Consider the following 18,468-nt stretch of genomic DNA (forward strand, 5'->3'; position numbering starts at 1 on the left):
GAATTTAAAAGCTTACAGAGAAATCTGTAAGCTTTTTTTGTATTCCCAACACACATTTCCCTCCCCCTCAAAAAGATCGATAACAGCTCGTCCGTTCAATCCTTGCTACACTTTTTTCATACAGCGAGTTATCTTAACCTAGATCATTGCAACCAACCCGCGAATTACAGAGCATACGGATACGCTGTCACCAACTATACTGTTTCATGATGCGCTAACCCCTTGCTACTCATACAGACATGCCCTCCACTATTTCACAGTATACGCCAGCTCAAAAAATTTATCCGTCAGACCTTACACAATTCACAGGTAGTAACATGAAAAAGTCATCTATAAATAAAACATCATCCAATTTGCCGATCTCCCGAAGGTCCTTTCTAAAAGTTTTCGGAGCTGCCGGAGCTACTGCATGTGCCTCTACGGTGCGCCCTGCTGAAGCTCAAACAAAACAACCTAAAGAAGAACTTATGACCGTACTCGATATATCAAAATGTATCGGCTGCGGGGAATGTGTTGCTGCCTGCAAAGACTCCAACGCACATAAGTTTCCTACGGTATCCAAACCTATTCCGAAGATGTTTCCTCCACGCGTAAAAGTTGAGGACTGGTCAGATAAAAAAGATGTGGACGACCGGCTCACCCCGTACAACTGGCTCTACATTCAGACAGCAGAAGTGGAACACAACAACGAAGAATACGAAATTAATATTCCGCGCCGCTGTCTGCATTGTACCAACCCGCCGTGCGCAAACCTCTGTCCATGGGGCGCTGCGCGCAAAGAAGATTCAGGCATAGTCCGCATCAGCGAAGATATTTGCCTTGGTGGCGCCAAATGCCGAACGGTCTGCCCTTGGCATATTCCACAACGCCAAAGTGGTGCAGGTCTATACTTAAACCTTCTCCCCCGCTTTGCAGGAAACGGAACCATGCTCAAGTGCGACCGTTGCTACGATAAAATAGCACAAGGCGAGCAGCCCGCATGCATCACCGTCTGTCCGGAAAATGTGCAGCGCATAGGCTCCCGCAGCAAAATGATCGCCTATGCAAAAGATCTTGCAGCTTCTATGAATGGATTCATCTACGGACTTGAAGAAAACGGCGGCACCAACACAATATATGTATCTCCAGTACCATTCGAAAAGCTCAACAAAGCCATTGAAAAAGGTAAGGGGAAGCCGCATCTTGCGCCGGTGGAGAACTCCATGGCGAAGGAAGAAACACTTACATCAGCACTTATTGCCGCTCCAATCGCCGGTGTCGCAGCAGGCGTACTTAAAGTTCTCTCTGATGCACGCAAGGAAAAGAACAATGACTAACATTCTTCGAAAACTCTGGGTGCCCGTAATGACACTCATGGCCATAACCGGCATGGGCCAGATGCCAATATTCAAACGCTACTACATTGCAGATATTCCCGGTCTCGCATGGTTAGGACAGCCTTTCACTGTCCATTGGGTGCATTATATAGGCGCAGCTGTCCTCATGTTCATGATCGCATGGTTCACAACATTATGGTTAGCCAAACAGCGCAAGCTGACAGCGTCAGGCAAGCTTCGCATCATACTTCTCGCCCTGCTTATAATCACGGGCTACGTACGTGTAATAAAAAATCTACCTGATGTGCACTTTTCACCAACATCCACCATGCTCATCGACTGGACGCATCTGCTTTTCGCCATATTGCTCGGTGTAGCCGCCATCTGGAGTGCGCAAACCGGTCGCAAGGATTACGTCATAGAATAAGTTTTTCCATCCGCGGAGTTTTTTGTCTCCGGCGGCCTATGACCCTTTCTAATAGAGCAAGTTAGGGATCTTCAAAAATCCCGAGATGTGATTTTAGAAAATTATCTACGAAATTTTGCAGCTTAGTCCCTACTATCTATCGAAAAAAAGGGCTGTCCTACATACATAGGACAGCCCTTTTGCTATTCGAGTCAGTGAAATAACAGCGCGTAAAAAAATTAAAAACGAGCGTTATTCACGGAATAAAAGTTTAGGAAATGCTTAAGCCATAGGCAGCAGTCCCACTACACTACGAAATCAATAGCTTTTCGTGAAGAAACAACTTTTTTGATAAATGTTCCACATTCTACGTGCAACGGGTGGTTCGCGTAGCCTGCAAGGCCTGCTTCATCATCGTGCGTAGAAAGGAGGATTACCTGTACATCTTCAGTAGTAGTGCTTGCAAACTCCATAGAGACGTCGAGAGTTTTAAGAGAAGGAATTTTTCCTTCAAGATCACGAAGCATTGCTACAATTTTGGCTGCATTATCTGCGGCGGATGCACCTTCTGCCTCTTCTTTAAGAGTAAACCAAACGATATGCTTAATCATGAGATTGTCCTTCTATAAAATAATGTTGTACCTTGTTCCATATGCTTAAAGGGACAAAAAGGTCAATTGGCATGCCGTTACAGACAACACGAATGCAACAGACAGCATTGCAGACTTGTCAATCTTCGCGTACAGACAGTTCGTTTAGCAGTGAACAGTATTCATTGTTTTAAAAGGATTATCTTTTACGGAGCGCCCATGTACCCACTTACTACATATACCCTCACCGCAATGCTCGAGCGCAGTGCTGATTTATTTTCAGATCAACCGGCGCTCTCAAATGTTGGTGGAGTTCCTGTCACCTACAAAGAGTTTGCGGCCGCCGTTCAGGGCTTGCAGGGCCTTCTTGCCAAGCATGGCGTCGTTGCCGGTGACAAAGTTGCAATATTAAGTGAGAGTACACCGAACTGGGGCATTGCATATTTTGCAATTACCACTATGGGTGCAGTAGCTGTTCCTATCCTTCCGGACTTTCATCCGGATGCCATCCATCATATCATCCGCCATTCTGAAGCAACCGCTGTTATTGTTTCTCAAAAACTGTTTAACAAAGTTGAAGACGGCCAATATGATGAACCGCCTACACTGTTCCTGATGGAAACCTTTTCTCCGGTTGCTATTGATGAAGAGCCACAAAAGCTGAAGGAATTAAAAAAATTAGGTTTGCGTGAATTCCGCTCTATTATGGATAAAGCGCGCGACCTGACACAAAAGTTCATCGACCGCGATCACGCAGACAAAATCAAAGGCACAATCAGTCTTTTTTCTGCAGGAAACACCGTTTCACCAGACGATGTTGCTGCGATTATTTACACCTCCGGTACCACAGGGCACTCCAAAGGGGTTGTTCTTACTCACAGCAATATTGTTGCAAACGCATATGCCGTCCGTACTATTGTTGAGCTAGGCCCCGGAGACAGACTACTTTCTATCCTTCCCCTTTCCCATACATATGAGTGTACTCTCGGTTTAATTTTACCCCTGATGAACGGTGCACATATTAACTACCTGGACAAGCCGCCTACAGCACGCGCATTACTGCCTGCTATGGCTCAAGTTAAGCCTACAGTCATGTTATCAGTCCCGCTTGTCATTGAGAAAATCTTCAAGACTGCAATTTTACCCAAACTTACAAGCAGCTGGGCAAAACGACTGCTGTATAAATTTGCGCGTCCTAAATTACATGCTATTGCCGGTAAAAAATTGCTGGAAACTTTTGGCGGCAGCCTACGAGTTTTCTGTATCGGTGGCGCTGCAATTGCACCTGAAGTTGAACGTTTCTTAAAGGAAGCCCACTTCCCGTACGCTATCGGATACGGGTTAACGGAAACCAGCCCGTTGCTTGCAGGTTCCGGCCCAGCAGAAACCCGTCTCTTATCTACAGGCTATAGTCTTGATGGTGTTGAACTGAAAATTGATGACCCGAATCCAGAAACTGGTGAAGGTGAAATTCTCGCAAAAGGGCCCAGCATTATGCGGGAGTATTACAAAGCGCCGGAGATTACTAAATCCGTGTTTACGCAAGATGGCTGGTTCCGCACTGGTGATCTGGGTAAATTTGATAGTGATAAATTCCTCTACATCCGAGGACGCCTCAAAAATGTTATTGTAGGTCCAAGCGGTGAAAACATTTATCCTGAAGAACTTGAAGGCATGATCATGCAGTCCCCATGGGTGCTGGAGACTATTGTATATGAGCAGGATAGAAAGCTTATCGCCCGCATTCACCTTGATAGAAATAAAATTGACGAAGAGTTCGGTTCATTGCATGCAACAAAGCTTGAAGAAAAAGTTTTGAAGCTGCTTGAAGAAATTCGTACCAACGTAAACAGCAAAGTTGCCGGTTTCTCACGCATTATGAAAGTGACAGAGCAGACTGAACCGTTTGAAAAAACGCCGACACAAAAAATTAAACGCTACCTGTATGTAGACTAGTACATTTTCTGGCACAGAGCATAACCTCCTCCAGTTCAAATTTTTTGCAGCTTTTCCCTGCTAATAGCAGAAGCATTTTACGGAGTATAAATTACTTTACATTTTTAAAGGCTAACGCCTAACGGCAGACACACCTTACCTACTGATTTTACAGTTCTTTTACAAAAAACACGCCATTCCAAAAAGTTGGCACGCTGTTTGCTTAATTAAGAGTACCTTCTTTCTTTCATAGGTATTTCATGGCAAGGGGTGGCTCCCCAAAACCCATATTTCTAAAGCGGAGCGCTTAGCACTCCGCTTTTTTTATTGCTGACAACAGCTACACGCTCTGTACCTTAACTTTTTTCTTCGCTACACTCTACGGCACACCAAAAACGTAATACACAACGTGCTGCCATAGAACGTGCTGCCCATAGAAGGAAGAAACATGACTGCTCCTCAAAAAAAATTATATGGAATCATCGGACACCCGTTAGGTCACACTATGAGCCCCGCCTTACACAATAGCGGGTTCAACATGTTTTCCCTTCAATCGGTATACATGGCGTTCCCAACCCCGCCGGAGAAACTTGCTGACTTTATGAAAAGCTTCCGCACCGTGCCGATACACGGAGCAAGTGTTACTATTCCGCACAAAGAAACTGTCATGAGGTACGTTGATAAAGTTACGCCACGGGCAAGTGCGGTTGGTGCTGTGAATACGCTCTACTGGGAAAAAGATCTTATCGTTGGTGACAACACAGATGTTCTCGGCTTTATGGCCCCGCTCAAAGACAAAAAAAATACATCTAAAAAAGCACTTGTGCTTGGTGCGGGTGGAGCAGCAAAGGCTGTTCTGGCAGGATTACAGGAACTCGGTACAAGTGACATCACCATTTGCAATCGCACACTCCAACGGGCTGAAAAACTCGCAGCAACGTTCAAAGTTAACACCATTACGTGGGATGAACGAGGTTCCGTGGTTGCAGACCTTGTCATCAACACAACCCCTATGGGTATGGCTGGAGAACATGTAAACGAAACACCATATCTTGCAGAAATGTTTACAGAACATGGCGTAGCATATGACCTTGTCTACAATCCTCTTGAAACAACATTCCTGCGTGCGGCAAAAGAAGCCGGCTGGGAAACAATTGACGGTTTGCACATGTTTGCCGCACAGGGCGCTGAGCAATTCAGACTCTGGACTGGAAAAAAACTTCCGCACGACCATATTCGTAAGCTGGTTTCAAATCTTTTACGCCTTTAATTTTACGCTTGTTCCAAAATTTTTACTGCATAACGATTGCCTCTTACCTCACACCATTCTGCATCTACCTCTATGCCATCACACTAAGCCCCTCCTGCCTATTCTTTCTGCAACAAAAAAGGGTAGAGTTTTTACACTCTACCCTTTCTACGTTTCTTCAATCAATTGGATCTGATGCAGATATGGCTTGTTATCCGCAGCTATTACAAAGAAGCTTTTGTCTGCTACAATGCCTCGCCAGTTCGAATTCGTCTTACGCCTTCGATGTTATAAAAGTAGATGATACCATCACCTTCATTCTGAGTTCTGGCGCCTTTTTCAATGGCTGCAATAGCGTCGTTAAGTCGTTCTTCCTGAACAACAAGTTCAATACGCAGTTTCTTAAGAAGGTTAACTTCCTCAGTTACGCCACGATAGGTTTCTGTAAAACCTTTCTGCTGGCCGCTACCGAGAATATTTGTCACAGACAACCCAAAAAGATCCTTGGCGAACAACTCCTGCTTAACCTGCGGGAGACGTTCTGGTCTAATAAAAGCAACGACATTTTTCATTGTTTTTCTCCAATCAGGTTATTCGACACTAAAAATCTGGAAACCGTTGTAGGCCTCTGAGCCATGTTCGGTAATATCCAGTCCCTTAATTTCTTCAACGCGGCTAACGCGTAATCCAACCAACTTATCAATAAGTTTAAAGCATACAGTGCCAACACCGAACGCCCATGCGAAGAAGACGACAACGCCTAAAAGCTGGACTCCGAACAATGACAGATCTCCGGTATAGATAAATCCACTTGCAGAGCCAAAATCCGGTGATGCAAATAAGCCAACACTAAGGGTACCGAGTGCACCGCAGACACCGTGAACAGAGATAGCACCTACAGGGTCATCAATGCATAGAACGGAATCAATAAAGTGTATAACCAAAACAACTGCTACGCCGCAAATTGCACCTACAAGGATTGCACCTAACGGTGAAAGTTCACTACACCCTGCGGTTACACCTACCAGTCCGGCAAGAACGCCGTTCATGGTCATAGATGCTTCTGGTTTGCCAAAGCGGACCCATACAGTAATCATAGCTGTAATCATACCTGCACAGCCGGCTAAGCTTGTATTAAGGGCAATGTAGCCAATGCTGCCATCTGCCATTGTTGTTGAGCCAGCATTAAATCCAAACCAGCCAAACCAGAGAATAAATACACCGAGACCAGCCATAGGCATGCTGTGCCCAAGAATAGCACGAGGTTTTTTGTCCGGCATGTACTTACCAATTCGTGGACCAACTGCCATTGCGCCAGCCAACGCAACCCAGCCACCGAGAGAATGAACAACCGTTGAGCCTGCAAAATCTATAAAACCGAGCGATTCGAGCCAGCCGGCATTACCGGTAAGTCCGCCCCACGCCCAGTGTCCAGCGATAGGATAAATGAACCCTGTGATAACAATACTAATCAGAATGTATGCGTGAAATTTAGTACGTTCAGCAACACTACCGGAAACAATAGTTGCCGCCGTTGCAGCAAATACAGACTGGAAGAACCAGAATGTAATATCGAAATCCCTTGTAGCTGACGGAGCAAGAATGGAAGAAAGGAAGAACCCATCAGTTCCGAATATTCCGGAAAAATCTGCACCAAACATTAACCCGTAACCAAACATAACAAACAGCATAGAACCGACGCCGAAATCCAGCATATTCTTCATGAGAATATTGCTCGCGTTCTTAGATCGAGTTAGACCACATTCTACCATAGCGAATCCGGCCTGCATAAACATTACCAGTATGGCACCTAGCAGGGTCCATACTATGTTCGCGTTTGTTTGTGTCAGATACACTACAGCCTCTTCTTCAGCATGTACTAACGATGCGCTTGCGCCAAGCGCCAAAACTGTCATTACCGCAATCAACCCATTTCGGGATAACGTGCCTTTGCACACAGACATAGCAACCTCCTGCTTTTTAGATTTTGCATAATATAAAGCAGACTCTGTGCCAAAAATGTAACTACCTGTTTTTACTACACCACGTTTTTTTTGTTTTTACAATTTTGTAAATAACGACATTTTTGAAGCTTGCTTTTTTATTCAAATTTACAATTTTGTAAAAAACTACATTTTTGTTTTCTTCTAATTCTGTCTCATGATTCAAAAGCATAGATTAGTATTTTTATAGAGACAAAAACATAGAAATTATCCCTCAGAGACCTGCTAAACGTCTGCAACAGGATGTGCTTCAGTTTATTTCAAACTATACGCCGGCGCCCCACCTTCATGGCTGCCAAGGATAATACAATAAAAAAAGGGCGACCCCAGAGAGGCCGCCCTTTTGAAAACTTTATATGGATAAATAGGACTACAAGAGACTTCCCACCAGTTCACCAAATGCCTTACAGCCGATGGTCTTAGCGCCTTCCATCTGGCTAGCAAGGTCACAGGTAACAGTTTTTTCAGAGATAGCCTTGCTTACAGCTGCGTGAATAGAGTCAGCTGCTTCAGTCCAGCCAATATGCTCGAGCATCATTGCACCGGAAAGAATGAGACTACCGGGGTTTGCCATGTCTTTACCGGCAATAGTCGGAGCTGTGCCGTGAGTCGCCTCAAAGAACGCAAGTTTATCGGACATGTTCACACCCGGCGCCAGGCCGAGTCCACCAACCTGCGCAGCGAGTGCGTCAGAAAGGTAGTCACCATTAAGGTTGGTAGTGGCAAGTACGGAGTACTGCTCAGGTCGAATAAGCGCTTCCTGGAACATTGCGTCAGCAATGCGGTCTTTCACAACCACTTTACCCTCTGCCGGAGCATCTTCTGTGGTTGTCTGTCCAGCAAACTCTTCACTGGCAACATCATACCCCCACTGGCGGAACCCACCTTCGGTGTATTTCATAATGTTACCTTTATGCACAAGAGTCACACTCGGCTTACCCTGTGCCACCGCAAACTCCAAGGCTTTACGCACAAGACGCTTAGAGCCGTTCGGAGTAATCGGCTTTAAGCCGACACCAGCAGTAGGATCCACAGTTACGCCAAGTTCATCACGGAAGAATGCAATGAGGCGCTTTGCTTCATCGCTGCCGGATTCGAATTCGATACCAGCATAAACATCTTCAGTATTCTCGCGGAACACAACCATATCAACAAGATCGGGCCGCTTTACCGGTGACACAATACCATCATAGTAGCGAATAGGACGAATACATGCGTATAAGTCAAGCGTCTGTCTCATGGTAACGTTAAGGCTTCTGAATCCTTTCCCGACAGGCGTCATCAGCGGGCCTTTAATAGCAAGTTCTGCATTCTGCAATGCAGTCAACGTATCCTGCGGCAGGTATTCACCTGTCTCATTAAATGCTTTTTCTCCGGCGAGAAGCTCCTCAAATTCCAAGGAACGTTCTTTGCCGTACGCTTTTTCAATCGCAGCAGTAAGAACCGGACGTGCGGCTGCCCACACTTCTTTGCCGATTCCGTCGCCTTCGATAAAATACACTGTTTTCTGCACGGATGAACCCTCCCAGCATAAGCTAAATTTCTAATTCGAGACGGGACGATAGCCTGAACTATATCAACTTTGCAAGAGTTCTTACTCCACTATTTTACTCCGTTTGTTTAATATCTTCTTTTTATTACATTTTTGTAAACCAGCTCGATGTATAAAAAAAGCCCCGAGCTGATACTCAGGGCTTAGCATACTCAATAACACCCGCAACAAGGCAGGTTTCAAATGCAAATTCTATTTCTTGTTTTCATAATCCAATGCAATTTCAACAGCTTCAGAGTACAAATCAAGTGGTAAAGCACCACGAATAAGAATATTATTCACGAGAAAATACGGAGTCCCTTCCAGTTCCAGTGCTTTTGCGTCTGCCATATCTTCATCAATAATTGCGTTCACAGCTTTTGTGCGGGCTTCTTTAGCGAGTTTTTCAGGATCAAGCCCTACTTTCTTCGCAGTTTTCTTCATGAAAGGCTCACCCTCGGCAATAAGCGTTTCACGGTTAGCAAAAAACTCATCATACAGCTTCCATGCTTTTTCAGAGTCAAAATTATTTGCTGCTACAAAATACTGAGATGCCAGACGCGCATTTTCATGGGACACAAGCGGATAATTCTTAAAAATAAATCGCACGGTTTTACCATAGTGCGACATAAGACTATTTAATGTAAAGGCCGCCCGCTCACAGTAAGGGCATGTAAAATCAGAAAAAGCAACTATGGTTATCGGCGCATCATCATTTCCACGAACCGCACGGCCTTTAGTTGCAACTTCTTTAGGGACAGCAACATCCTGCTTCCACTGTGCCTTCATGGCAGCAATTTTTGCTTTAGAATTGCCTTCACGCAGTGCCGTCAGCACCTGCTCACTGTTTTCACGAATAATACTAAGTAAAATTTCCGGGTTATCACGCAGGATGGATTCTACTTGAGCTTTTAATTCAGGAGTACCAGCAGCAGAAACACTCTGCGGAACCAAAAGCAGCAGTGAAAATACTGCCATAAAAATTCTTTGAACCATATGTCCTCCGGACCGGTCTTTCAGAAAGTTAATATGCATAAAAAAGAATCGTCGTGACAGGCGAATCAGAGTGCGTTGAGAACTCAGGTTAACGCTCAACATTTTCTGTACTGTTTGCACCAAGCCGTTGCAAGTACGCAAGCCCTTTCTTTTCAAATTGATATCAATTTCAGAGCATACGGAGACTTTCCTTGTTACAAATCTCATCCTGCTCCTTTCATTTTTACTTATCAAACAGCAATATTTCAATGTGACGACAACAGTTCAAAAAAACAGAGGAAGGAGAATATCTTCCTAACTGCAAGTAATATCAAATTGCAGTGGACTTGCAAGTCAGTTATAGAGCGTAAATACCAAGTAAAAAACGATACCAACTATGGTTTCGTATACCGCTATACGACTGTAAGGAGACAGGGACATGCGTAGAACCCCCATTGTTGATGCATTGCAGGCAGAAGAGGCTTCCAAAGAAGTAAAAATTTGCGGATGGGTACGTACCCGTCGTGATGCAAAAGGTTTTTCTTTTCTTGAGCTGAATGACGGCTCCTGCCTTAAAAACCTGCAGGCTATTGTCGACGAATCCATACCGACCTACGAGATTATTAAAGATGTAACCACCGGCGCAGCTGTTGAAGTGCTTGGTGAACTTGTACCATCTCCGGGTAAAGGACAGAAATGGGAAGTTCGCGTTACAGAACTCAAATTGCTCGGTACTGCAGATGCAGACGAATTTCCTTTACAGAAAAAACGCCATTCTGATGAATTTCTTCGCCAGATTGCGCACCTCCGCCCACGTACCAACAAATTCGGTGCCGCATTCCGAATCCGCTCCGAAGCAGCATTCGCAATACATAAATTTTACCGGGACAAAGGGTTCTTTAACGTACATACCCCTATCCTCACCGGTTCTGACTGCGAAGGTGCAGGTGAAATGTTCAGGGTTTCCACATTACCTGCAACCGGCGTAGAAGTTCCTAAAGAAGGCTCTGTTTTCGAAAACGACTTCTTTGGTCGTGAAGCAAACCTCACTGTATCTGGACAGCTTGAAGCAGAACTACTCGCAATGGGACTTGGCAAGGTCTACACCTTCGGCCCAACGTTTCGTGCTGAAAACTCCAACACCCCGCGCCACGCTGCCGAATTCTGGATGATCGAACCGGAAGTTGCCTTCGCAGATAACGAAGACAATATGGATCTCGCAGAAGAAATGACAAAGTATGTGGTAAAGCATATTCTGGATAACTGCGCTGACGACATCGAACTCTTCGCTAAGTTTGTCGACAAAGAGCTCATGGGTCGTCTTGAAAACATCATCAACGAACCGTTCGCACGCGTAAGCTATACCGAAGCAGTTGAACTGCTTTTAGCTGCTAAGAAAAAATGGGAGTTCCCTGTTGAATGGGGCATTGATCTTCAGACAGAACACGAACGTTATCTTGCAGAAGAACACTTCAAAAAACCTGTAATAGTGTACGATTACCCTAAAGATATTAAAGCATTTTACATGCGCATGAACGACGACGGTAAAACTGTTGCAGCAATGGACGTTCTGGTACCACGTATCGGCGAACTCATTGGCGGTTCACAGCGTGAAGAGCGTATGGACGTACTTCTGGAGCGCATTAACGAAATGGGCCAGAATCCTGAAGACTACTGGTGGTACACCGACCTCCGTCGCTTCGGCTCCGTGCCGCACGCCGGCTTCGGTATGGGCTTCGAACGTCTGCTCATGCTCGTGACCGGTATCACCAACATCCGTGACGTGATTCCGTTCCCACGTACACCGCAACATATCGAGTTCTAAACGTTGCTTCGAGATACGTACGTCTCAACAGACGGACTTCGTCTAGTCTAGGATGCTTGCTTCCTGCGGCCCGCATAACGTTCTAAAGCGAAATGTTATCAGAAATATCTAAAGGCTTTTTATTACGAGTTCACCGTGTTGTTTGCGTAACCTCGCGGCTTGCGTTCCACGACCTATCATAAAATAAAAAAGGGCTGTCCTTTGTACGAAGGACAGCCCTTTTGCTCTTTAATTCTGTGGTATTTGGTTAGAACCTATAGCCGACAGTAAAACCGATGAGATGTGCGTTACCGTCTTTAAATTCCACATCCTGAGTGTACATTGTTGTATTTGCTCTAGCTACGTCAACAGAGGCAGAGCGGTCTACAATCATCAAGTAAGAGTAGCTTGCGTCGACAGACCAGTTTTCGTCATGCCAACCCACGCCAAAACCAAAAATGTGACGATCATTAGCAGGCACCATGTAGCTCAGACTGTTACTGTTAAGCGGAGATTCGTCATACACATAGCTGGCACGTAAGTCCCAGTTTTCAGTAAGATTGTATTCCGCACCAATATTGTAACGCCAAGAATCTTTATAGTCGCTCTGCTTTACAAACGGACCGCCATCGAATTCTACTTTAAGTTCGTCGTAGCTGCTCCACCCAATCCATGTAGCGCCAATTTCCACACTCAAGTCTTCCATTGGCTTCACATTAATACCAAAACCAATCTGCTCCGGCAGAGTAATTTTTCCGGACGCACTGGTATCCTTGAGGGTCATGCTGCCAGCTTTCATCTTGACTCCGCCTTTAACATCCTGAGCTACCTCAGAACGATAGCTGGCGCCTAAAGACAGCCAATCCGTACACTGATAACGCATTCCAAGAGCAAGACCTACGCCCCAACTGTCGCCGTACATCTTCGCATCACCGAATTGTGCACCGAGAGCAGTTTTCTTTTTAAGCATAAAGTCAAACCACATGATCTCCGGTCCGACAGCAACAGTAAAATTATCGGTTACATTATAGGCAATAAGCGGATTAATGGAGACTGTCTTAATTTCCACCTTGTACACATCGGGTGCACCCGGCCAATCACTGTCAAACTCAGTGCCAAGACCAAAGCGTGAAAACACCCCCACGCCTAAGGAAATTTGATCGTTTACCATATGAGTTGCATACAGATGCGGCATAGTCCAAAGGCTACTTTTACCATCATAGGAGCCCGCATCTTGTGCAGGAGAATCAATTTCTACGGTAGCACTCGGGTAAATTCCTGTTACACCAGCAGCAAGTTGGGTTCCTTTAAGCTGACCCAACTGTGCAGGGTTAACAGCAATAGAAGAAGGATCTGCTTTACCAGCCATTACAGAGTTGCCAAGCGCGTTCCCGCGGGCACTGAATTCATAAATACCAAACCCTGCAGCTTGAGCAGAAATGGCAGTTATTAGCATAAAACAAAAAGCAATAAGTTGGATTACACGACGAGTCACATTCTCTCCTAATGTGCTTTGAGGATAAAGCAACCGTTCCCCTTAGTTGCTTCAATAATCATGTTGTCCCTCGTTCAATTCAGTCGTTTTTATAAAATTGAAGTAGCACTCACCTAATAGCTACCCATTAAATTTGCAAGAAAAATCAGATAATTAGAAGCATGCAAACACTACAAATGACAATCGCAAACACTTTTGAGAGTGTCACTCACATCTACATAAAAGAGAGCGTCTCTATATTTTTTTAAATCGTTACAATTATATTGGGCATACTATTCTCACGAGACCTGAATGAACAGTGTTTAGCTATTCTAGTAAGATAGAAAAAACGTTTGAGAAAAGCTTGCTTCTCAGCCGAGATTTTGATTGTGTGCAAGACACTGGTGTCGAATACTTAAAATTGTTTTCTCCCAAATGTAAAAAATTGTTTAAACCGCACTGTTGGGGTCGAGCGGCAGACAGTTCTACATTTGAGATGGAGATGAACTGTTATGAAATCCATTCGTGAATTGTACAGAATTGGTGTCGGGCCTTCTTCTAGCCATACCATGGGCCCAAAACGGGCAGCAGAACTTTTTTTACAACAGTACACGCATGCCTTCAGGTATGTTGTACACCTGTATGAAAGCCTTGCCGCCACAGGCAAAGGACACCTTACAGATCAGGCAGTGCTGGAAGTTCTCGGCAAGGAGTACACGACAATCAAATGGCATCCTGAAAAATGTTTGCCTCAACACCCGAACGCTATGGAATTTGAAGCGTTTGACAAACAGGGAGAGCTGTTAGGTTCTCGGACTTTCTTCAGCGTAGGCGGCGGAGAAATCCGCGAGCTTGGGCAGGAGGAAAAAGAAAGCGACGCTGTTTACCCGATCACGACAGTCAAAGAAATTATGGAGTACTGTTCGCAAAAAGGCATCACGTACTGGGAATATGTAGTGGAATGCGAAGGGGAAACTATTTTTGATTTTCTGGAGACTGTCTGGGAAACAATGGAAACAGCAGTAAAACGCGGGCTTGAAAACCAAGGTGTATTACCGGGTTCCATCGGGCTTAGCAGACAGGCATGGCGATTCTATAGAAGATGCCGCAGTGCCTCCGAAGAAATGCAGCAGACAGGGCTTATTACTGCTTATGCGCTTGCTGTATCAGAAGAAAACGCAGGTGGCGGAATCATCGTCACCTCACCGACATGCGGCGCCAGTGGCGTTGTTCCAGCAGTTCTCTATTACTTGCAGAAACAACAGCAACTGACGCGCCATGATATTCTGCGGGCACTGGCAACCGCAGGTCTGTTCGGTAATGTCATTAAATTTAATGGCTCAATTTCCGGCGCAGAAGTTGGCTGTCAGGGCGAAGTTGGTTCCGCATGTGCAATGACAGCAGGGGCTGCAGCAGAATTGCTTGGCGGAACATTGAGACAAATTGAATATGCAGCAGAAATGGGTCTGGAGCACCACCTGGGGCTCACATGTGACCCGGTTGACGGATTGGTGCAGATTCCTTGCATCGAACGCAATGCCTGCGCTGCCACACGTGCGCTGTCCTGCGCGCAGATGGCCATTCTCTCTGACGGCACACACCACATCACATTTGATGAGGTCGTGCATGTTATGAAACAAACAGGGCACGACCTGCCAAGCCTTTACCGTGAAACCTCCACAGGAGGACTCGCCAAGGCATACGCAGGACGAGGCGTTACTAAGTAGAAAAAAAGGCTGTCCCGACAATGTCAGGGCAGCCCTTTTTCTATATAGCCTCACAAGCTACAAAGTACATCTTACCCCTCAAGCCATTTTTTTGCTAATTCATACTCATCTTCTACAAATAATTTTGCTTCAAACGGCATCATAGGCAAAAGATATCCAGCGGCTTTATGAATCCAGTGAATATCTGTCACAATAGCAATTCTATTCCACGAGAAAAGATGTCTGATTCCAAACACAGCATCAGTTGCCAATGCCCCCGTAGAGTACTCTGTGCCTTCAGTAAAGTGCATAAAGCAGTTTACCTTTTCATATGTTTTCAAAATTTCTTTTACACGTGGGATAATCACGTCTTCATAATCCTGACGTGTAATTTCACCCTGTGCTTCCACGGCGAGCGTCGTGTCATCGAATCCTTCCAAAAGCTTTAACATACCGACCTCACTTATGTACTGATTGGTTAAGAAGCGGATCCGTTTTTTCAGATATAATTGGTTCCCACGCTGCTGCCATCGTATCTGCCTCAAGGATCTCTTCGTCGGACATATATTGTGCCAGAACCTCGGCGTTACGTCTTGCTTTGCTGCTTCCGCTTGATGCTGCAAGTCTGAACCATTTCAGCGCTTCAATAGAGTTCCTTTCAACACCTTCGCCGTTTCCGTACATCACACCCAGATTAGTTTGCGCTGCTGCATGCCCCTGATTAGCCGCTTTGCTGTACCACTTCACTGCTTCAGCCAAATCTTGTTCCACGCCAAAACCTGATTCGTATGCGGCACCAATACCAAATTGAGCATTAGGATGCCCGTTTTCAGCGGCACGTGTCAGCCAATAGATTGTCTTAGATGTATCCTTAGCAACACCTTGTCCTAAATGATACAGAACGGCCAAGTTAAACTGAGACTGCGGATCACCTTCTGCTGCCATCGAGCTAAGGCATTGATAGGCTTTATCATACTGAGCAGAAAAATAGAATTTGTCACAATCCTGCTGAGTATACTCCGCTGAAGCGATTGAAACGCTGCACAAACATAAACATAAAACCAGTGCGAAAAATTGAATTTTCTTTGTCATACCATGCCCTCCCGTGGTCATGAACGAGTACCTGTTTCAAGTACACATAAGTGTAGCACTCAGGATACAAGCACACGTTGATAAAACGGGTTAGGGTTGGGATAACTGAAAGGATTCTAGGGAGTATCAGGATAACAAAAAACCTACGATACCTATAAAGCACCATACGCATTATAAAGTCTAGAAAACTAACGACAGCAGCGTGATACGGAAACATTCTGTACTGTCAATCACATTCGTTCAACACCATTTTCAGTCACATGAACCATGTGTTCCCAACGAACTCCACCCCATTCCGGATAATACAATCCCGGCTCAGCAGTAACGACCATTCCCGGTTTCAAAATAGCGTCAGAACGCATGTTCACAGAGGGTGCTTCATGCGTTTCCAGCCCGATACCGTGGCCAAAAGAATGCGTAAAGTATTCAGCGACACCTGCATCTTTAAACACATTAGTCGCAATAGCATGAACCTCTTTTACTGGCATTCCGGGTTCCATTGCTGCAATAGCTACATCCTGCGCAGTACGGACAAACTCCATCGTGCGCTTAAATTCGTCTGTAGGGCTTGAGCCTACCCATATTGTACGGGTCTGGTCAGAGCAATAATCATTAAGACGACACCCTACATCAATAAGCACCGGACACTCTTCAGTAATCACAGTGTGCCCCGGAATAGCGTGAGGCAGCGCAGCATTCGGCCCCACTGCAACAATCGATGAAAAAGCCAGTTCGCTTGCACCGTTATCGCGGAAAAACTTTTCAATGTCCCACGCAACAGCCTGTTCAGTCCGCCCCGGTCTGCATACAGAAGGAACCCACTGCATAAGCTTATGGTTCAACGCACAAGCCTCGTTAAGACACGCGATTTCATGGTCATCCTTTACCATGCGAAGCTCTTCCACCAACCCGTCCCCTTCCACGCAATGCAAATCATCAGCAAATGCTTTTTGAAACGCATACGGAATAGTTCGGGCTTCAAATCCGACTGTCGTATAGCCAAGCTGCTTTATATGGGCATTAATAGAAGCCGCAGCATTTGTCCGGTAAATATAAATTCGAGATTCATCCCACAATCGTTTTGCTGCGTCCCAATAGCGGGAGTCCGTAAACAGCCAATCTTTTCCGTCCTTCGTAATCAGCAGATAGCCGGCATATTCATTTTTCTGCCCGTCATGCAACTCAAAGCCAGACAAGTAATAACGATTTGTTTCGTGACTGATGAAAAGGGCATCAATCCCTTTTTCATCCATGAGTGCGCGCAATTTTTCGCGTCTTGCTCCGCATACTTGAATCATAATCTATCTATCTCCTTCAACGAAGAATTTCAAAATGAGGGGGAGTAAAAAGATCAAACAGCAGCATTTTTCATAAACATGCCTTTGATCCTATGATTGTATCTATATATCCCCAGCATATACCCGTGATTTACATCAAGCAATTACTTCAAATTAGGAATAATTCCTAATTGACGACACACATGCACTACGCTACCTTCTGGCTGCAAATTTTACCAGCTTGAGGAAATAGAAATGAAACTTACATCCTGGAATGTGAACGGCTTTCGCGCGGTACAGAAAAAACCCGAGTGGCAATGGTTTAAAGAAAATGATGCAGACGTAATAGGTGTGCAAGAAACCAAAGCAATGCCGGAGCAGATTGCCGAAGAAGACAGACATCCTGATGGCATTTACAGCTACTGGCTTGGTTCTACCATCAAAAAAGGATATTCTGGAACGGCTGTTTTTTCCAAAATCAAACCGCTTAGTGTAAGCTACGATCTTCCTGACCCCAAATATCAGGGTGAAGGACGAGTTATCCATCTTGAGTTCGAGGCATTCCACTATTTCAACATATACTTCCCGAACGGACAGGCCGGTGAAGATCGTCTAGAATATAAACTCGGTTTCTATGACGCGTTCCTCGAACACGCAGAGGAGCTGCGCAAAACCAAGCCTATCGTCGTATGCGGAGACTTCAATACCGCTCACAAACCTATCGATCTGGCACGGCCAAAGCCAAACGAAGGCACCTCAGGCTTCCTGCCAATTGAACGTGCGTGGCTCGACAAATTTGTTGAGGCTGGTTACGTGGACACTTTCCGTCATGTTAATCCAGATGCCAAAGACCGATATTCATGGTGGTCCTACCGCTTTAACGCCCGCAAGAACAACACCGGATGGCGTATCGACTACTTCTTTGTTTCTGAAGAACTTAAAGATGCCATTAAGGACGCATGGATCGAAGATACGCAATTTGGCTCTGATCACTGCCCTGTCTGGCTTGAATTGGATATTTAACTGCCTTCTTCGACAACCCTGCGGTACTTGTTATGTCTCCGCCGGAGCTTCGACGAGCCTTCGGCAGCCAGAATACATGTTACACTG

Annotated in this window: 16 protein-coding genes; 7 read left to right on the forward strand and 9 right to left on the reverse strand. The window is 45.3% G+C overall.

What is annotated here, in order from left to right; all coding sequences use genetic code 11:
* The first annotated feature begins 317 nt into the window (after nucleotides 1-317).
* Together F461_RS0109620 and F461_RS19190 are read left to right on the forward strand one after the other, a co-directional pair.
* A complete protein-coding gene (locus F461_RS0109620; RefSeq protein WP_051089200.1) occupies nucleotides 318-1,316 on the forward strand; it encodes a 4Fe-4S dicluster domain-containing protein in 999 nt (332 codons plus the stop codon).
* Complete coding sequence (locus F461_RS19190; RefSeq protein WP_026364716.1) at nucleotides 1,309-1,743, forward strand: hypothetical protein; 435 nt, start codon at nucleotides 1,309-1,311, stop codon at nucleotides 1,741-1,743. Before F461_RS0109620 ends, F461_RS19190 begins: the two co-directional genes overlap by 8 nt.
* Nucleotides 1,744-2,027: 284 nt before the next feature.
* On the opposite strand, the gene F461_RS0109630 is transcribed toward F461_RS19190, so the two are convergent.
* Entirely contained in the window at nucleotides 2,028-2,333 is a 306-nt protein-coding gene (locus F461_RS0109630) for a Dabb family protein (RefSeq protein ID WP_020000946.1), read from the reverse strand.
* Between the two features lie 198 nt (nucleotides 2,334-2,531).
* Here F461_RS0109630 and F461_RS0109635 point away from each other — a divergent pair, with 198 nt between their 5' ends.
* Nucleotides 2,532-4,268, forward strand: a complete 1,737-nt coding sequence (locus F461_RS0109635) for an AMP-binding protein (protein WP_020000947.1) — start codon at nucleotides 2,532-2,534, stop codon at nucleotides 4,266-4,268.
* 427 nt (nucleotides 4,269-4,695) lie between these two features.
* Complete coding sequence (gene aroE / locus F461_RS0109640; RefSeq protein WP_020000948.1) at nucleotides 4,696-5,517, forward strand: shikimate dehydrogenase; 822 nt, start codon at nucleotides 4,696-4,698, stop codon at nucleotides 5,515-5,517.
* Nucleotides 5,518-5,741: 224 nt separating this feature from the next.
* On the opposite strand, the gene F461_RS0109645 is transcribed toward aroE, so the two are convergent.
* The 4 genes from F461_RS0109645 to F461_RS0109660 all read right to left on the reverse strand — a co-directional run bounded on the left by F461_RS0109645 (nucleotide 5,742) and on the right by F461_RS0109660 (nucleotide 10,026).
* A complete protein-coding gene (locus tag F461_RS0109645; RefSeq protein WP_020000949.1) occupies nucleotides 5,742-6,068 on the reverse strand; it encodes a P-II family nitrogen regulator in 327 nt (108 codons plus the stop codon).
* An 18-nt stretch (nucleotides 6,069-6,086) separates the two neighbouring features.
* On the reverse strand, nucleotides 6,087-7,460 hold the full coding sequence (locus F461_RS0109650) for an ammonium transporter (protein WP_020000950.1): 1,374 nt from the start codon (nucleotides 7,458-7,460) through the stop codon (nucleotides 6,087-6,089).
* A 409-nt stretch (nucleotides 7,461-7,869) separates the two neighbouring features.
* A complete protein-coding gene (icd, locus tag F461_RS0109655) occupies nucleotides 7,870-9,012 on the reverse strand; it encodes an NADP-dependent isocitrate dehydrogenase (RefSeq protein ID WP_020000951.1) in 1,143 nt (380 codons plus the stop codon).
* Nucleotides 9,013-9,243: 231 nt separating this feature from the next.
* Nucleotides 9,244-10,026, reverse strand: coding sequence for a DsbA family protein (locus tag F461_RS0109660; protein WP_026364717.1), 783 nt, complete (start codon nucleotides 10,024-10,026; stop codon nucleotides 9,244-9,246).
* A 418-nt stretch (nucleotides 10,027-10,444) separates the two neighbouring features.
* On the opposite strand from F461_RS0109660, the gene asnS reads away from it, so the two are divergent.
* Complete coding sequence (gene asnS, locus F461_RS0109665; RefSeq protein ID WP_020000953.1) at nucleotides 10,445-11,830, forward strand: asparagine--tRNA ligase; 1,386 nt, start codon at nucleotides 10,445-10,447, stop codon at nucleotides 11,828-11,830.
* Nucleotides 11,831-12,077: 247 nt separating this feature from the next.
* Here asnS and F461_RS0109670 read toward each other — a convergent pair whose 3' ends face one another.
* Nucleotides 12,078-13,304 carry an OmpP1/FadL family transporter gene (locus F461_RS0109670; RefSeq protein WP_020000954.1) on the reverse strand — a complete coding sequence of 409 codons (1,227 nt, stop codon included), beginning with the start codon at nucleotides 13,302-13,304 and terminating at the stop codon, nucleotides 12,078-12,080.
* A gap of 491 nt (nucleotides 13,305-13,795) precedes the next feature.
* Between F461_RS0109670 and F461_RS0109675 the strand changes: the two genes are divergently transcribed.
* Nucleotides 13,796-15,010, forward strand: coding sequence for an L-serine ammonia-lyase (locus F461_RS0109675; protein ID WP_020000955.1), 1,215 nt, complete (start codon nucleotides 13,796-13,798; stop codon nucleotides 15,008-15,010).
* A gap of 71 nt (nucleotides 15,011-15,081) precedes the next feature.
* On the opposite strand, the gene F461_RS17610 is transcribed toward F461_RS0109675, so the two are convergent.
* The 3 genes from F461_RS17610 to F461_RS0109690 all read right to left on the reverse strand — a co-directional run bounded on the left by F461_RS17610 (nucleotide 15,082) and on the right by F461_RS0109690 (nucleotide 17,379).
* A complete protein-coding gene (locus F461_RS17610) occupies nucleotides 15,082-15,441 on the reverse strand; it encodes a SpoIIAA family protein (RefSeq protein ID WP_020000956.1) in 360 nt (119 codons plus the stop codon).
* 7 nt (nucleotides 15,442-15,448) lie between these two features.
* Nucleotides 15,449-16,081 carry a tetratricopeptide repeat protein gene (locus F461_RS17615; protein ID WP_020000957.1) on the reverse strand — a complete coding sequence of 211 codons (633 nt, stop codon included), beginning with the start codon at nucleotides 16,079-16,081 and terminating at the stop codon, nucleotides 15,449-15,451.
* A 230-nt stretch (nucleotides 16,082-16,311) separates the two neighbouring features.
* Nucleotides 16,312-17,379, reverse strand: a complete 1,068-nt coding sequence (locus tag F461_RS0109690; protein ID WP_020000958.1) for a M24 family metallopeptidase — start codon at nucleotides 17,377-17,379, stop codon at nucleotides 16,312-16,314.
* A 234-nt stretch (nucleotides 17,380-17,613) separates the two neighbouring features.
* Between F461_RS0109690 and F461_RS0109695 the strand changes: the two genes are divergently transcribed.
* Nucleotides 17,614-18,381 (forward strand): exodeoxyribonuclease III, encoded by a 768-nt coding sequence (locus F461_RS0109695; RefSeq protein ID WP_020000959.1) that lies wholly within the window; start codon nucleotides 17,614-17,616, stop codon nucleotides 18,379-18,381.
* Nucleotides 18,382-18,468 lie beyond the last annotated feature (87 nt).

Origin of the sequence: Halodesulfovibrio aestuarii DSM 17919 = ATCC 29578 (assembly GCF_000384815.1) — a bacterium.
Lineage (GTDB): Bacteria > Desulfobacterota > Desulfovibrionia > Desulfovibrionales > Desulfovibrionaceae > Halodesulfovibrio > Halodesulfovibrio aestuarii.

Coding starts and splice junctions, on each gene's coding strand:
- F461_RS0109675 (WP_020000955.1), top strand. CDS start 13,796: ATGAAATCCATTCGTGAATTGTACAGAATTGGTGTCGGGCCTTCTTCT.
- F461_RS17610 (WP_020000956.1), bottom strand. CDS start 15,441: ATGTTAAAGCTTTTGGAAGGATTCGATGACACGACGCTCGCCGTGGAA.
- F461_RS0109650 (WP_020000950.1), bottom strand. CDS start 7,460: ATGTCTGTGTGCAAAGGCACGTTATCCCGAAATGGGTTGATTGCGGTA.
- F461_RS0109630 (WP_020000946.1), bottom strand. CDS start 2,333: ATGATTAAGCATATCGTTTGGTTTACTCTTAAAGAAGAGGCAGAAGGT.
- F461_RS0109620 (WP_051089200.1), top strand. CDS start 318: ATGAAAAAGTCATCTATAAATAAAACATCATCCAATTTGCCGATCTCC.
- asnS (WP_020000953.1), top strand. CDS start 10,445: ATGCGTAGAACCCCCATTGTTGATGCATTGCAGGCAGAAGAGGCTTCC.
- F461_RS0109690 (WP_020000958.1), bottom strand. CDS start 17,379: ATGATTCAAGTATGCGGAGCAAGACGCGAAAAATTGCGCGCACTCATG.
- F461_RS0109660 (WP_026364717.1), bottom strand. CDS start 10,026: ATGGTTCAAAGAATTTTTATGGCAGTATTTTCACTGCTGCTTTTGGTT.
- aroE (WP_020000948.1), top strand. CDS start 4,696: ATGACTGCTCCTCAAAAAAAATTATATGGAATCATCGGACACCCGTTA.
- F461_RS19190 (WP_026364716.1), top strand. CDS start 1,309: ATGACTAACATTCTTCGAAAACTCTGGGTGCCCGTAATGACACTCATG.
- F461_RS0109635 (WP_020000947.1), top strand. CDS start 2,532: ATGTACCCACTTACTACATATACCCTCACCGCAATGCTCGAGCGCAGT.
- F461_RS0109645 (WP_020000949.1), bottom strand. CDS start 6,068: ATGAAAAATGTCGTTGCTTTTATTAGACCAGAACGTCTCCCGCAGGTT.
- F461_RS17615 (WP_020000957.1), bottom strand. CDS start 16,081: ATGACAAAGAAAATTCAATTTTTCGCACTGGTTTTATGTTTATGTTTG.
- F461_RS0109695 (WP_020000959.1), top strand. CDS start 17,614: ATGAAACTTACATCCTGGAATGTGAACGGCTTTCGCGCGGTACAGAAA.